The sequence below is a fragment of the Rhodanobacter fulvus Jip2 genome (genome assembly GCF_000264315.1).
Lineage (GTDB): Bacteria > Pseudomonadota > Gammaproteobacteria > Xanthomonadales > Rhodanobacteraceae > Rhodanobacter > Rhodanobacter fulvus.
In genome coordinates this window covers 11134-25595 of sequence record NZ_AJXU01000025.1, presented here as the reverse complement: position 1 = coordinate 25595, position 14462 = coordinate 11134, and the positions used below count along the sequence as shown (strand labels likewise).

The window sequence follows — 14462 nt, the reverse complement described above, 5'->3', positions numbered from 1 at the left end:
CTTCGATTCCGGGTGATTTCGGGGCCTGACTTGTGGCAGGGGTGGGGCCAGCGCCGAGGATCGCCCGGTATGCTGACTATTTGCAGGAAACACCGAAGATGCGTCGACTGCTGCTCGCCGGCCTCATTGCCTTCACCGTGCTGCCGCTGGCGGCGACACCGCCATCCACCCCGCAACCGCTGGATCTGGAAACCATCATGGCCAACCCCGACTGGGTCGGCCAGGCGGTGGAAAGCCCGTACTGGAGCGTGGACGGGCGCAGCATCTACTACGCGGTGAAGCGCGACGGCAGCCAGGTGCGCGACCTGTACCGGGTCGATGCCGCCAGCGGGCAGAGCGTGAAGCTGGATGCCGCGGCGCGGGCGCAGGCCGGTGGTGATCCGGTGTTCGACCGCCGCCGGCAGCACGCCGCGTACATCCTGCATGGCGACGTTTTCGTGGTCGACGTGGCCAGCGGCCAGCGGCGCCAGGTGACGCGCACGCCGCAGGACGAATCCTCGCCGCAGTTCTCCGCCGACGGCCGCGCGCTGCAGTATCGCGACGGCAACGACTGGTACAGCTACGACCTGGCGCAGGCTGTCGTCGCGCCGGTGGCGCTGCTGAAATTCGCCGACGATCCGCAGGACGCCAGGCCCGACGCGCTGGGCGAGCGGCAGCTGGCCACCTTCAGCACGCTGCGCCGGATCAAGGCCGACAAGCAGGCCGTGCGCGACGAAAACGAAGCCCTGCAGGCGGCCGACCCCAGCCGCGCGCCGATGCCGTTCTGGCTGGGCGACAAGATCAAGCTGGTGGATGCCCAGCTCTCGCCCAGCGGCCGCTGGATGCTGCTGGTGACCGTGCCCAAGGACGCCGACGGGGGCAAAGTGCCGCAGCTCACCCACTACGTCACCGACAGCGGCTACGCGGAACCGGAGGACGTGCACACTTATGTCGGCCGCAACGATCCGGCCGGCCAGTCGCTGCTGCTGCTGGACCTGGTCAAGCACAAGCCGTACGCACTGCCCACCGACACCCTGCCCGGCATCAAGGACGACCCGCTGAAGGCGCTGCGCCACGACGCGATCGCCGCGCTGGAAAAAGCCGGCAAAGCCGACCAGGCCAAGGCGCTGAAAGCGCCGGACGTGCGCCCGGTGACCGTGGCCGGCGACGGTGGCGACAACATCGCGTGGAGCGACGACGGCACCGAACTGGCCGTGCAGCTGCGCGCCATCGACAACAAGGACCGCTGGATCGCCAGCGTCGATTTCGGCGATCACACGCTGGTCAATCAACAGCGGCTCACCGACCCGGCCTGGATCAACTGGAACTTCAACGATTTCGGCTGGCTGAAGGACAGCCACACGCTGTGGTACCTCAGCGAACAAAGCGGCTGGTCGCAGCTCTACACCAAGCCATTGGATGGCAAGCCCAAAGCGCTTACGACCGGCCGCTTCGAAGTCAGCCACCCGCAGCTGAGCCCCGACGGCCGCTGGTTCTACCTGCGCAGCAATCAGGTGGCGCCGTACAGCTACGACGTCTACCGCGTGCCCAGCGGCGGCGGCGCGTTGAGCCGCGTCACCCACTACCAGGGCATGGACGACTTCAAGCTCTCGCCCGACGGCAGCCAGCTGGCGGTGTTGCATTCCTCCGCCTACCGCCTCCCGCAACTGGCGGTGCAGCCCGCCGCCGGCGGCACGCCGCGCGAGCTGACCGACACGATGAAGCCGGCCTTCACCGCGCATCAGTGGATCACCCCGAAAATCGTGCAGATCCCGTCCAGCCACGGCGCCGGCGTGATCTACGCCAAGTACTACGGCCCGGCCGATGACACCACCAGCCGCCCCGCCGTGTTGTTCGTGCACGGCGCCGGCTACCTGCAGGACGTGACGCTGTCGTCCACCTATTACTTCCGCGAGCAGATGTTCAACAACCTGCTGGTGCAGCGCGGCTACGCGGTGCTGGACATGGATTACCGCGCCTCCGAAGGCTACGGCCGCGACTGGCGCACCGCGATCTACCGCAACATGGGCCATCCGGAACTGGAGGATCTGCTCGACGGCAAGGCCTGGCTGGTGAAGAACCATGGCGTCGACCCGCAACGCGTGGGCCTCTACGGCGGCAGCTACGGCGGTTTCATGACCGAGATGGCCCTGCTGCGCGCACCCGGCGAATTCGCCGCCGGCGCCGCGCTGCGCCCGGTCAGCGACTGGACGCTGTACAACCACGAATACACCGCCAACATCCTCAACGACCCGCAGATCGATCCGGCCGCCTATACGGCCAGTTCGCCGATCGAATACGCCGACCAGTTGCAGGACCCGCTGCTGATCGAACACGGCCTGATCGACGACAACGTGCTGGCCGAGGATTCCATCCGTCTGTACCAGCGCCTGATCGAGCTGCGCAAGAAGAACTTCTGGATCTCGCTGTACCCGATGGAACGCCACGGCTTCGTGCATCCCGACGCGTGGTACGACGAATACCGGCGCGTGGATGAGTTGTTCGAGACGTATCTGGAAAAGCCGAAGAGCCCCTGAACGCACACATTATGTGGGAGCGGCTTCAGCCGCGATGCTTTTGCTTTTGAGCGTCAGAGCAAGAGCATCGCGACTGAAGTCGCTCCCACAAAATGGCGCTCCCCGCAGCCGGCTATTTCACCACCAGCGTTGCCACCATCGTGGGGTGGAACTTGCAGTAGACCTCCACCGTGCCCGCCGTGGCTTTCATGCGCGCGCTGGCGCCCGGTTTCAGGTCGAGATCGAAACGGCCGTCGCGGGCGGTGGCGGTGTGCTCCAGAATGCCGCGATTGACCCACTCGATGATGTCGCCGGCGCGTACGCCGGTCGGCATCGGGCCGTACTGCATCGTGTCGACCACGATGACGTGCACCTGCGGCGCCGGCGTGGCCGCCTTGACGGCAGCCGGAGCTTTCGTCGGTGGGGTGGCCGCCACCGCCCAGCCGCTCATCGCCAGCAGGCTGGCAAATACCATCATCGTGCAGCGCATGATCCGCTCCTTACTTCAGGCTCTGCGCCAGGTGTTCGGCGTGCATCTGATGCGACTCGAACAGCTTCAGGCCGGTTTCCAGCAACGACTTCAGCTCTTCGTTCCTGGCCGACGGAATCAGCGTGCCGGAAAGCGCCTGGTTCACCGTCTGATGGAAGGCCACTTCGTTGGCTGCATAGGCCTTGTCGTACGCATCGCCGCTCAGCGCGGCCAGCTTCACCTGCTCGGCCGCCGCGGCCTTGGCCAGCGCCTGGCTGGTGGGGTTGTCGGCCGGCGTCACGCCCAGCTTCTTGCACAGCGCCAGCGCCTGCTCGTTGACGGCGGCGTGATCACGCGCCATTTCCTCGGCAAAGGCGAGCACGGCCTTGTTGTGGGACTTCTTCAGCGCCTGCTTCGCCGCGGTGACATCGATCTGGCCGGCGGTATAGGCGATGTGCGCGATCTGCGCGTCATCGATCGTGGCCGGCGCGGTGGCGGCGGCCGGCGCGGGCTGCGCCTGCACGCTGGCGACGGTGCCGAAGGCAAGCGCGATGGCGAGAGCGAAAAGTGACTTTTTCACGTGATTTCTCCTGATGGACATGGGCAGGTTCGGCAGTTGCCCGTCTGCGGCCATGGGATGCGGGTGCTGCCCGCGAGGTTCCGGAAATTTCGGCGGGAACCTGCGGCGAGGTCATCGCATCCCAATCGGTGTAGAAAGGAGAAATCATGTCCGCTTCCCTTCATGCCGTTGCCATTGACTACACCGCGCTGGACGATGCCGCGCTGGTGGCCCTGGTGCGTGGTGGTCAGCAAGGCGCGTTCCGCCACATCATGCAGCGCTGCAACCAGCGACTGTTCCGCATCGCCCGCAGCGTGCTGGGTGAGGACGCCGAGGCCGAAGACGTGCTGCAGGAGTCCTACCTGCGCGCGTACCGCAAGCTGGACACCTTCCGTGGCGAGTCCAGCCTGCTGACCTGGCTCACCTCCATCGTGCTGAACGAGGCCCGTGGCCGGCTGCGCAAGCGGCACAACATGGTCGGGCTGGAGAAAATCGACGAGTCCCCCATGGATACCCACCAGATCGTCCAGTTCCCCTCGCGCTTCGGCAGCGAAGACCCGGCCGTATCCGCCGAGCGCACGCAGATCCGCCATCTGCTGGAACACGCCATCGACGCCTTGCCGCCGGCGTTCCGCACCGTCTACATGATGCGCGACGTGGAGGAGTGCTCGGTGGAGGAAACCGCCACCCAGCTGGCGATCAACCCGCAAACGGTGAAGACCCGCCTGCATCGTGCCCGCCGGCTGCTGCGCCATTCACTGCACGGCACGGTGGCCGCCTCCCTTACCGACGCGTTCCCGTTCATGGGCGAACGCTGCGCCCGCGTCACCGAGGCGGTCATGGCACGGTTGACGGCGAAGGGTTAGCGCCCGCGTTCTGCGGGGGCGGCTGCAGCCGCGATGTTTTTTCCCCAGCCCGGCCCAGAGCATCGCGACTGAAGTCGCTCCCACGGGTTCCTGCGGGCACGTGCGTGGCTGTCAACCGCCGCCCAGGCGCTGCGCCATCCGCGCGAAGCTGGTCGCGGTTGGCGCGTCGGCGGGAGCGAAGAAGAAGGCGGTGGCGCGGTCGAGGTGGTCTTCGTCGCGGATCGGCATGCGCATCGAGTGGATGCTGAGGTCGCCGAAATCCGGGTGGAAGAACGGCACGATGATCGCGCTCAACGGCGCCGTGTGGCAGCGCTGCCATAGGGTCACGAATTCGGGGCTGGCCGCCGTCAGCGCGGCGATCAGGCGGTCGAAGCGGGTGTCTTCGGGGTGCGCCGCGTAATTCATGCGGAACATGCCCAGCAGGTTCAGCGCGCCGTCCTCGAAATCCGGATACAGCCGGCGCCGGGCCGGGTTCATGAAGAGGTTCCAGATGTGGTTGTCGGCGAACGGCCCGCCGAATTCGCCCAGGTCGTACAGCTTCCCCGCCAGCCGGTTCCAGGCCAGCAGGTTGAACACCGTATCCAGCACGAACGCCGGCGCCTGGTACAGGTCCAGCACCTGCTGCGTCACCGGCGGCAAGGTGAAGTGGTGCTCGGTCACCTCGGTGCGTGACAGGCCCATCAGCGCGAACAGGTAGGTTTCGTCGGTGGCCGACAGCGACAGCGCGCGCGCGATGCGGGTGAGCGCGGCGGCGGACACGTTGATGTCGCGGCCCTGCTCCAGCCACGTGTACCAGGTGAGCCCCACATCGGCCAGCGTGGCTACTTCCTCGCGCCGCAAACCGGGCGTGAGCCGGCGCGTGCCGCGTGGCAAACCCACCGCCTCGGGCGTCAGCATCGCCCGCCGCGTGCGCAGGAATGCCTTCAACTCGGAGCGTTGCATGGGCGTGGTCATCGACAACCGGCGAGGTGGTGGTGGTGGGAGTACCAGCAGTGGGAAGTGCCTTCCCATGATAGCGGCGGTGGAAATAGGGTTGCCTGTCCCGTCCGTCACCCCTTCACGCGCGTGATCGCCGATCACGCGCCACGCGGATGCCCGGTTTTCCAACCGGCATCCCCACGGCGAACGGCGCCCCAGCCGTTCGCCGTACCCGCCGGCCACCGCCGTGCCTGTTTGTTTTTTGCACCTTCGCCAGGAGACCGACATGTCGCTACTCCCCTTTCCCCAACCCGTGCAGCCCGACACCGACGCCTTCACCAATTTCGTGGTGCACGCACAGCTGATGCTCGACCCGGCCACGCCGGAATCGGTACGGCGCGAAGCCGAACCACGCCTGCTGGCGCGCCTGCCCACCTTGCTGGCGCTGGGCGTGTTCGACCTCTTCGCGATCCGCGATCCCGCCTTGCGCAACCTGGTGCAGGACGAACTGGCGAGCCTGCGCACCCGGGCGGGCTAAAACGCAGCAACGCTTGCCAGAGCAAAGATGAACGCACATATATTTGCCTTGACAAATATAACCGGGGCAATAGAATGCACGGCCATGAATTCCGAAGTGCTCGCTTTTGGCACGCCCCGGGAGAGCTTGGGCATCCTGCTCGGCCTCGTCCGCAGCGAGGTCGTGCGCGCGATGGAAAGCGAACTGGCGGCCAGGGGACTGAACCTGAGCTTCACCCAGTTCCTGATCATCAAGCGGCTGTCCCGGCTTGGCCCGATGTCGGCCACCGAGCTGGCGCGCTCGGTGGAGTTGGACGGCGGCGCGATGACCCGCCAGCTCGACCAGCTCGAGAGCAAGGGCTACCTGCGCCGCTGCCGGCATGAGCAGGACCGCCGTGCGCTGCGGATCGAGCTGACCGAGGCCGGCAGCACGCTGTGGCAGCAGCTGACCGACTGCAACGAACGCGTGCTGAGTGCGGCCCAGCGCTCGCTGGACGACACCGAACAGGCGCAACTGCACGACTACCTGGAGCGCGTGCTGCACGCGCTTCGCGACAAGAACTGACCCTTCCACCCCGGACTTTTCACCCTGGACCTTTCCATGCGTCTGCATCTTCTTGCGGCTGCCGCCGCCCTGACCCTCGCGTTGGCCGGCTGTGCCAGCAGCGGTGGCCTGCACCCGGACGGCACGCCGATCGATCCGGCCACGCTGAAGGCCGACCACAGCCTCGCCCATCTCTCCGCCGCCGCATGGCCCTCCACCGACTGGTGGAGCGGGCTGGGCGATCCGCAGCTCGACGCGCTGATCGCCGAAGCGCTGCAGAACAACCCCGACCTCGGTGTCGCCGACGCACGCGCCCGTGCCGCCCAGGCCGAGGCGGGCGTCGCCGAGGCGGCGCGCAAGCCCCGCGTGAACGGCGGCGCCTCGGTCGCCGCTGCCCGGCCGCCGGCCGCACTGCTGGGCGACAAGGCGCACTTCGGGCTGGCCAAATACGGCTACGCCAGCTTCAACTGGGATCTGGACCTGTGGGGCGGCAAGCGCGCCGCGTGGGAAGCGGCGGTGGGCCAGGCGCGTGCCGCCGAGGTCGACGCCCGCGCCGCACGCATCGAACTCTCCGGCAACGTGGCCCGCGCCTATGCACAGCTCGGCTACGCGTTCACCCAGCAGGATCTGGCCGCCAGTGAACTGCAACGCGCCAGCCAGTCGCGCGAACTGACCCGCCAGCGCGTCGCCGCCGGCATCGACAACCAGATCCAGCTGCGCCAGGGCGACGCGGAGGTAGCCAGCGCCGAGCAGCAGGTGGCGTTGGCCAGCCGCGCCGTCGATGCCGCGCGCTCGTCGCTGTCGGTGTTGCTGGGCAAGGGTCCGGACCGCGGCTTGCAGATCGCCCGGCCGCAGTTGCTGCACCCGGCCGAACTGGCGGTGCCGTCCAACCTGCCGCTGGATCTGGTTGGCCATCGCGCCGACCTGGTCGCCGCGCGCTGGCGCGTCGAGGCCGCCGGCAAGGACATCAAGGCGGCGAAGACCGAGTTCCTGCCGAGCATCAGCATCGGCGCGATGGCCGGCGTGGTGAGCATGGGCGGCGGCAACCCGTTCAGCCTGCCGGGGCGGTTCTACCAGTTCGGGCCGTCACTGAGCCTGCCGATCTTCGACGGTGGCAAGCTGCGCGCCAACCTGTCCGGCAAGGATGCGCAGTACGACATCGCCGTGGCGCAGTACAACCGCACCCTGGTGGGCGCACTCAACCAGGTCGCCGACGACGTGTCCGCACTGCAGTCGCTGCAGCAACAGCTCGACGCGCAGCAGCGCGCGCAAGAGGCGGCGCAACAGGCGTGGCAGCTGGCGCAGCAGCGCTACAAGGCCGGCATCGGCAGCTATCTGGAAGCGCTCAGCGTGCGCCAGCAGCTGCTGGCGGCCGAGCGCGGCACGGCGCAGTTGCAGGCGCAGCAGGTCGATCTCTCGGTACAGCTGATCCAGGCCCTCGGCGGCGGCTTCCGTCCGCAAGCCGACACGCCCGCGCCGCTTTCCTCTTCCACCCCATCACGTTCCTGAGGCACCCCCATGTCCAGCCAGACACCGCCCGAACAGGGCAGCACACCCACCGCGCCACCGGTCGCCGCACCGCCGTCCCCACCGCAAACCAAGACCCGGTCGCGCGGGTTGATGCTGCGCCTGCTCGGCATCGTGCTGTTGGTCGCCGCTATCGCCTGGGGCCTTTGGTACTACTTCGACGGCCGCTGGTATGAGGGCACCGACGATGCCTACGTCAACGGCAACGTGGTGCAGCTGACGCCGCAGATCGCCGGTACGGTGATCAGCATCGGCGCCGATGATGGCGACCGCGTGCATGCCGGCGACGTGCTGATCAAGCTCGACCGCAGCAACGCCGACGTGGCCCTGGCCGGCGCCAAGGCCGACCTGGCCAGCACCGTGCGCAAGGTGCGCGGCCTGTACAGCAGCGTCAACGGCGCACAGGCCGACGTGGCCGCGCGCAAGACCGCGGTGGCCAAGGCCCGCGCGGACTACACGCGCCGCGTGGCGCTGGCCAAGTCCGGCGCCATCTCGGCCGAGGAGCTGTCGCACGCCAGCGATGCGCTGACCACCGCCGAGAGCGGCCTGATCGCCGCCCAGCAGCAGTACCAGACCAGCAAGGTGCTGGTGGACGACACCGTGGTGGCCTCGCACCCCGACGTGCAGGCCGCCGCCGCGCGGCTGCGCGCCGCGTTCCTGGATGACCTGCGCACCACCCTGGTGGCGCCGGTGGACGGCTATGTGGCCAAACGCTCGGTGCAGCTGGGCCAGCGCGTGCAGCCGGGTGCGCCGCTGATGGCGGTGGTGCCGCTGAACGAGGTGTGGGTGGATGCCAACTTCAAGGAAACCCAGCTCACCGACATGCGCATCGGCCAGCCGGTGGAGATCGAGTCGGACGTCTACGGCAGCGACGTGAAGTACAAGGGCAAGGTGCAGAGCCTGGGCGTGGGCACCGGCAGCGCGTTCTCGCTGCTGCCGGCGCAGAACGCCACCGGCAACTGGATCAAGATCGTGCAGCGCATCCCCGTGCGCATCCTGTTCGACGATCCGGCGATGTTGCAGAAACACCCGCTGCGGCTGGGCATGTCGCTCACCGTGGACGTGGGCCTGCACGACCGCAGCGGCCCCACGCTGGCGCAGCAATCGCCGACCAAGCCGGCCTTCAGCACCGATGTCTACGCCCAGCAGTCGGCCAAGGCCGACGCGATGATCGCGCAGATCATCCACGCCAACATGGCCGGCGGAAGCAAGTAAGGCTCCCTCCCCTGTTCGCAGGGGAGGGGTCGCTCTTGATCTTGAGTCAAGAGCTTTACCCCCTCCCAACCTCCCCCTGCTTTGCAGGGGGAGGAGAAGAGCAGACTCCCTCACTGACCGACATCGATGACCACCCATTTCCGTCCACCCAATCTGGCACTCAGCACGATCGGCCTGTCGCTGGCCACGTTCATGCAGGTGCTGGACACGACGATCGCCAACGTGTCGCTGCCGACCATCGCCGGCAACCTGGGCGTCAGCAACAACCAGAGCACCTGGGTGATCACCTCGTTCGCGGTGAGCATGGCGATCTCGCTGCCGCTGACCGGCTTCCTCACCCGCCGCTTCGGCGAGGTGAAGCTGTTCACCGCCTGCACGCTGCTGTTCGCGCTGACCTCGTTCATGTGCGGCGTGTCGCAGAGCATGGGCATGCTGATCCTGTTCCGCGCGCTGCAGGGCGCGGTGGCCGGGCCGATGTACCCGATCACGCAGAGCCTGCTGATCGGCATCTATCCGCCGGCCAAGCGCGGCATGGCGCTGGCGCTGCTGGCGATGGTGACGGTGGTGGCGCCGATCGCCGGGCCGATTCTGGGCGGCCTGATCACCGACAACTATTCATGGCCGTGGATCTTCTTCATCAACGTGCCGATCGGCATTTTCGCCAGCATGGTGGTGGCCAGCCAGCTGCGCGCGAAAGTCGAGAAAACCGAGCGGCCGAAGGTCGACTACGTGGGCCTGATCACGCTGATCATCGGCGTGGGCGCGCTGCAGATCGTGCTGGACAAGGGCAATGACGAGGACTGGTTCAACTCCACCTTCATCATCGTCACCAGCATCATCTCGGCGATAAACATCGCGATCTTCCTGATCTGGGAATTGACCGACAAGGACCCGATCGTCGACCTGAAGCTGTTCCGCCACCGCAACTTCACCGCCGGCACCATCGCGCTGGTGCTGGCCTATGCCGCGTTCTTCTCGATCGGCCTGCTGGTGCCGCTGTGGCTGCAGCGCAACCTGGGCTACACCTCCACCTGGGCCGGCTATGCCACCGCGCCGCTGGGCATCATTCCGGTGCTGCTGACCTTCTTCGTGGGCAAGTACGCCACCAAGATCGACCTGCGCCTGCTGGCCTCGGTGGCGTTCATCGTGATGGGCGTGACCTGCTTCATGCGCGCCGATTTCTTCATCGGCATCGACTTCTACCACGTGGCGATGGTGCAGCTGTGGCAGGGCCTGGGCGTGGCGCTGTTCTTCATGCCGATCCTCACCATTTTGCTGTCGGACCTGCAGCAGAACGAGATCGCCTCGGGCTCCGGCCTGGCCACCTTCCTGCGCACGCTGGGCGGCAGCTTCTCCGCCTCCATCACCACCTTGCTGTGGGAGCGCCGCGCGGTCGCCCACCACGAGCAGCTGGCCGAGCACATCAACGTGTTCAACCCCACCTCGCAGGCGGCGATGGATCATCTGGGCCAGGGCGATGCGCAAGCGGGCGCCAGCGTGATCAACAACATGATCACCCAGCAGGGCTACCAGATCTCGTTCAACGAGGTGTTCCACATGCTGGGCTGGGTGTTCATCGCGCTGGTGCTGGTGATCTGGCTGGCCAAGCCGCCGTTCAGCGCGAAGGCGGGGCCGGCGGCGGGAGGGCACTGAGAAGAGCGCCCTCTTCCGCCCTGTCGGGCACCTTCTCCCGCAAGCGGGAGAAGGATCGCTTCGCTGCGCTTTTTCCCTTCTCCCGCTTGCGGGAGAAGGTGCCGAAGGCGGATGAGGGCGCTCTTAAAACGCCACCCCCACCAGCGCCATCGTCTCGCCCCGGTTCGGCTCATGCAGGCTGGCGTTGGAGATATGCCGGATCTGCACGCTGAAGCGCCGGCCCTGCCAGCCCAGTGTGGTGGCGAATTCGTAGACGCTGCTCAACGCCTGCGTGCGCCCGGTATGCAGCACCGGCTGAAGGGCAAGGAAAAACCGGCGGCTCCACTCGTCACCGTCACCGGCATAAAGGCGTACGCCCCCGGCCAGCAAGGCGATGCTGTCGCCGGTGGTGTAGCGGTGGCCGTTGTAGCGCGCCACGTCGCGGCCGTCGATCCAGCCTACGGACACGTCCGGCGCCCAGCTGAAACGGGTATCACCGATAGGGTGGGGGGCGAACACCGCCTCGATGAAGGCGGTGTTCGCGCCGTAGCTGTCCATGTAGCTGCGCCCGGCCTGAAACTCCCATCGCGCGGCGGCGGCGGGCTGGGCGGCGAGGGTCAACGGCAGCAACACCAGCGCGGAGCGCAGCGTGGGGATGAAACGCATGGGGAACCTGCGGAAATAAATGGTGTACGCGATAGTTCAGTATGTCGTGTCGCGTACAGGTGAACGCAGGCAGGCGCCCATGGCCGACCGTTTCCCCCCGCGCTTGATCGGACCGTATCCGCTGCGCACGGCCGCTTCCGGCAGCGGGCAGCGGCCGCCATCGGGGTCAGGGTGTTGGTGCCGTCCCGGCGCCCAGGTCGGCACGGTCCAGGTCGAGCGTCGCCGCGTCCAGCCGCAGCGCCTTCGGATGGGCCTTGCGCACCGCGGCCGCGAACTGGCTGGCGTCGCCGACCACCACCACGGTGGCTTCGTCAGCGTCCAGATGCTTGTGTGCGTACTTGCGCAACTGGCGCGGCGTCACCGCGTTCACCTGGTCCGGAAAGCGGCTGATCTGGTCGAGGTTCACGTCGTACGCGGCCAGCTCGGCAAGCTGGGTGGCCAGGCCGGTGGTGGTTTCCAGGCTGCGGCCGTAGCTGCCGATCAGGGTGGCCTTGCGCGCGGCCAGTTCGGCATCCGGTACTTTTTCGTCGCCCAGCTGCTGGAACTGGGCCAGCATCAGGTCCACCACCTGCGGCGCCGCGGGGTTGCGGGTTTGCGCCGAGGCCAGCCACGCGCCGGCGTTGCGCCGCGGTTGCAGCTCACTGAACGCGCCGTAGGAGAGCCCGCGCTTGATGCGGATTTCCTCGTTCAGCCGCGCCGAGTACGAACCACCCAGCACGGCGTTGGCGACAAGGCCGTCGTAATAGTGGGCGTCGCTGCGCGGCGGTGCCGGGTGCGAGGCCACTACACCGGCCTGCCCGGCGCCGTGCTGGTTGATCAGCACCACCGCGGGCAATGAACGCTCGCCGCTGCCGGCTGGCTTGGCCGGCAAGGGCGTGGCGGGTCGCGGCCAGTCGCCGAAGCTGGCCTGGGCCAGTTGCAGCGCCTGCGCCGGCGTGATGTCGCCGGCCAGGATCAGGATGGCGTTGTCCGGCCGGTACAGCGCGGCGTGCCATTGCTGCACATCGGCGCGGCCGATGCGGGCGATCGATGCGGGCGTGCCGCTGCGCGGGTGGCCATAGGCGCCGGTGCCGAAGGTGCCGCGCGCGGCCACCAGCCCGGCCAGCGCGGTCGGCTTGCTGAGGGTGAGGCGGACCTCGTCAATGGCCTGCGCCTGCGCCCGCGCCAACTCGCGCGCACTGAACGCGGGCTGGCGCACCACGTTGGCCAGCAGGGCCAGCGCCTGCGGCAGGCGCGGCGTGGTCACGGTGATGCCCACGTCGCTCTCGTCCCAACCGGCGGCCGCGGTCAGCGAGCCTCCCAGGGTTTCGGCGGCGGTGGCGATCTGCGGCGCGGTGAGGCCGGCAGCGCCCTTGGTCAGCAGGTTGGCGGTGAGGTCGGCCAGGCCGGCCTGCGAAGGCGGGTCCATCTCGTCGCCGCTGCGTATCACCAGCCGCGCGGTGACCAGGGGCAGGCCGTCGCGGCGCACGCTGATCACCCGCAAGCCGTTCGGCAAGGTCTGGCTGGTCGGGGTGGGAATGCTCAGCGTGGGCGCGGCGCCGGGCGCCGGTGGCGTGGTCGGAAACGTGGTCGGCGGCTCGGCCGCCACGGCGCTGCCCAGGGCAACACCCAAGGCGGTGAAGAGGGTGGCGCGGAAACAGCTGGCTGGACGGTTCACTTCGAGCTCTCCCCGCTGGACGGCTGGCCGGCCTTGGCCGCCGGCAGGTAATCGATGGTGACGTGGTACGCGCCGGTGACGTATTTCTGCAGTACCCGATGGACGTCTTTCGCGGTGACTTTCTGCAAGGCCGCCAGGTCGGTGTTGGCGCGGGCCACGTCGCCGCCGATCAGCGCCGCCTGGCCCAGCGCGAAGGCCAGCCCTTGCGCGGTCTGGCGCTGTTTCAGTTCATCGGTCAGCAACAGCGTCTTGGCGCGCTCCAGCTCGTCGGCGGGAATCGGCTGGGTAGCCAGCCAGATGATTTCCTCGTGCAGCAGTTTTTCCGCCTCTTCCGGCGCGTGGCCGCTGGCCAGGATCGCGTAGGCCAGGAACAGGCCCGGCCCCACCCGCACATCGGCTTCCGCATCAACCTCCCGCGCCACCTGATGGCGATACACCAGCGCCTGGTACAGCCGCGACGCATCGCCGCGCGCCAGCAGCGCGGCGGCCACCTGCAGCGCGATGGTGTCGGCGCTGTCCGACGCCGGCGGGATCAGCCAGCTGAGCGCCACCGCCGGCAGCGGCGCGGTGGCGGCGGTGATGGTGACGCGGCGGTTCTTGCGCCGCTTCGGCTCGGTGGCGGTGACGCGCGGGATCGGCGTGGCCGGCTTCGGTATCCAGCCGAAATACTGGTCGACCCAGGCATCGAGTTGCTTCGGATCGAAGTCGCCCGCCACGATCAGCGTGGCGTTGTCGGGGCGGTAGAAGGTGCGGTGGAAATCGATCACGTCCGGCAGCGAGGCCGCTTCCAGGTCCTCGATGCTGCCGATGGTGGGGCGGCGGTACGGGTGGACCGCGTAGGAGTTGGGATCGATCGCGTTGAACAGCTTGCCGTAGGGATTGGCCAGCACGCTCTGGCGGTATTCCTCCTCCACCACGGCGCGCTCGGATTTGAAATTGGGCTCGTCCACATTGAGGCTGGACAGCCGCTCGGCCTCAGCCCACAGCAGCGTCTGCAGATGGTTGGACGGCACCACCTCGAAATAGTTGGTGACGTCGTCGCCGGTGGTGGCGTTGTTGGCGCCACCGACGTCCTCGGTGAGCCGGTCCATCTGCTCGGCCTGCATGTGCCGCGTGCTCTTGAACATCAAGTGCTCGAACAGGTGCGCGAAGCCGGAGCGGCCTTTCGGGTCATCCTTCGAACCCACGTGGTACCACATCTGCACCGCCACATTGGGGCTGCCGTGGTCCTCCACGCTCAGCACCTGCAAGCCGTTCGGCAGGGTGCGTTGCTGGTAATGCAGCTGGGGGATATCCAGATCCGCCGCCGCCGCCGGCGCGGGCAGGGCCATGGCGGCAAGCAGGACGAGCGAGGCCAGCAACGGGGCCGGACGCAGCAGGCGCATGGGCATTCCTGTC

General features: G+C 67.8%; 13 protein-coding genes. 7 read left to right on the top strand and 6 right to left on the bottom strand.

The window, feature by feature from the left end:
- Positions 1-98: 98 nt before the first annotated feature.
- Positions 99-2516, top strand: coding sequence for a S9 family peptidase (locus UU9_RS04780; RefSeq protein WP_007080590.1), 2418 nt, complete (start codon positions 99-101; stop codon positions 2514-2516).
- 112 nt (positions 2517-2628) lie between these two features.
- Here UU9_RS04780 and UU9_RS04775 read toward each other — a convergent pair whose 3' ends face one another.
- The gene (locus UU9_RS04775) at positions 2629-2985 is read right to left on the bottom strand and encodes a cupredoxin domain-containing protein (RefSeq protein WP_007080589.1); all 357 of its coding nucleotides are present in this window, start codon (positions 2983-2985) and stop codon (positions 2629-2631) included.
- A gap of 10 nt (positions 2986-2995) precedes the next feature.
- Entirely contained in the window at positions 2996-3544 is a 549-nt protein-coding gene (locus UU9_RS04770; protein ID WP_007080588.1) for a DUF4142 domain-containing protein, read from the bottom strand.
- 146 nt (positions 3545-3690) lie between these two features.
- On the opposite strand from UU9_RS04770, the gene UU9_RS04765 reads away from it, so the two are divergent.
- A complete protein-coding gene (locus UU9_RS04765) occupies positions 3691-4389 on the top strand; it encodes an RNA polymerase sigma factor (RefSeq protein WP_007080587.1) in 699 nt (232 codons plus the stop codon).
- 111 nt (positions 4390-4500) lie between these two features.
- Here the strand turns inward: UU9_RS04765 and UU9_RS04760 are convergent, their stop codons facing one another.
- Positions 4501-5343, bottom strand: a complete 843-nt coding sequence (locus UU9_RS04760) for a helix-turn-helix transcriptional regulator (protein ID WP_040670286.1) — start codon at positions 5341-5343, stop codon at positions 4501-4503.
- 250 nt (positions 5344-5593) lie between these two features.
- Between UU9_RS04760 and UU9_RS04755 the strand changes: the two genes are divergently transcribed.
- The 5 genes from UU9_RS04755 (at position 5594) to UU9_RS04735 (ending at position 10762) form a co-directional block, all read left to right on the top strand.
- Positions 5594-5845 (top strand): hypothetical protein, encoded by a 252-nt coding sequence (locus UU9_RS04755; RefSeq protein ID WP_007080585.1) that lies wholly within the window; start codon positions 5594-5596, stop codon positions 5843-5845.
- An 84-nt stretch (positions 5846-5929) separates the two neighbouring features.
- Positions 5930-6388 (top strand): MarR family winged helix-turn-helix transcriptional regulator, encoded by a 459-nt coding sequence (locus UU9_RS04750; RefSeq protein ID WP_007080584.1) that lies wholly within the window; start codon positions 5930-5932, stop codon positions 6386-6388.
- A 36-nt stretch (positions 6389-6424) separates the two neighbouring features.
- A complete protein-coding gene (locus tag UU9_RS04745; RefSeq protein ID WP_007080583.1) occupies positions 6425-7876 on the top strand; it encodes an efflux transporter outer membrane subunit in 1452 nt (483 codons plus the stop codon).
- A gap of 9 nt (positions 7877-7885) precedes the next feature.
- Entirely contained in the window at positions 7886-9109 is a 1224-nt protein-coding gene (locus UU9_RS04740; protein WP_007080582.1) for an HlyD/EmrA/EmrK family protein, read from the top strand.
- Positions 9110-9235: 126 nt separating this feature from the next.
- Positions 9236-10762, top strand: coding sequence for a DHA2 family efflux MFS transporter permease subunit (locus tag UU9_RS04735; protein ID WP_007080581.1), 1527 nt, complete (start codon positions 9236-9238; stop codon positions 10760-10762).
- Positions 10763-10885: 123 nt separating this feature from the next.
- Here UU9_RS04735 and UU9_RS04730 read toward each other — a convergent pair whose 3' ends face one another.
- The 3 genes from UU9_RS04730 to UU9_RS04720 all read right to left on the bottom strand — a co-directional run bounded on the left by UU9_RS04730 (position 10886) and on the right by UU9_RS04720 (position 14449).
- Complete coding sequence (locus UU9_RS04730; RefSeq protein ID WP_007080580.1) at positions 10886-11407, bottom strand: acyloxyacyl hydrolase; 522 nt, start codon at positions 11405-11407, stop codon at positions 10886-10888.
- A 166-nt stretch (positions 11408-11573) separates the two neighbouring features.
- On the bottom strand, positions 11574-13064 hold the full coding sequence (locus UU9_RS04725; RefSeq protein WP_007080579.1) for a M16 family metallopeptidase: 1491 nt from the start codon (positions 13062-13064) through the stop codon (positions 11574-11576).
- Positions 13061-14449: a M16 family metallopeptidase gene (locus UU9_RS04720; protein ID WP_007080578.1), complete on the bottom strand. Its 1389-nt coding sequence runs from the start codon at positions 14447-14449 to the stop codon at positions 13061-13063. Before UU9_RS04720 ends, UU9_RS04725 begins: the two co-directional genes overlap by 4 nt.
- Positions 14450-14462 lie beyond the last annotated feature (13 nt).

Bases quoted from the DNA above. Each gene is read 5' to 3' on its own strand.
- UU9_RS04750 (WP_007080584.1), top strand. From the start codon at position 5,930: ATGAATTCCGAAGTGCTCGCTTTTGGCACGCCCCGGGAGAGCTTGGGC.
- UU9_RS04765 (WP_007080587.1), top strand. From the start codon at position 3,691: ATGTCCGCTTCCCTTCATGCCGTTGCCATTGACTACACCGCGCTGGAC.
- UU9_RS04760 (WP_040670286.1), bottom strand. From the start codon at position 5,343: ATGACCACGCCCATGCAACGCTCCGAGTTGAAGGCATTCCTGCGCACG.
- UU9_RS04735 (WP_007080581.1), top strand. From the start codon at position 9,236: ATGACCACCCATTTCCGTCCACCCAATCTGGCACTCAGCACGATCGGC.
- UU9_RS04745 (WP_007080583.1), top strand. From the start codon at position 6,425: ATGCGTCTGCATCTTCTTGCGGCTGCCGCCGCCCTGACCCTCGCGTTG.
- UU9_RS04755 (WP_007080585.1), top strand. From the start codon at position 5,594: ATGTCGCTACTCCCCTTTCCCCAACCCGTGCAGCCCGACACCGACGCC.
- UU9_RS04780 (WP_007080590.1), top strand. From the start codon at position 99: ATGCGTCGACTGCTGCTCGCCGGCCTCATTGCCTTCACCGTGCTGCCG.
- UU9_RS04775 (WP_007080589.1), bottom strand. From the start codon at position 2,985: ATGCGCTGCACGATGATGGTATTTGCCAGCCTGCTGGCGATGAGCGGC.
- UU9_RS04730 (WP_007080580.1), bottom strand. From the start codon at position 11,407: ATGCGTTTCATCCCCACGCTGCGCTCCGCGCTGGTGTTGCTGCCGTTG.
- UU9_RS04720 (WP_007080578.1), bottom strand. From the start codon at position 14,449: ATGCGCCTGCTGCGTCCGGCCCCGTTGCTGGCCTCGCTCGTCCTGCTT.
- UU9_RS04740 (WP_007080582.1), top strand. From the start codon at position 7,886: ATGTCCAGCCAGACACCGCCCGAACAGGGCAGCACACCCACCGCGCCA.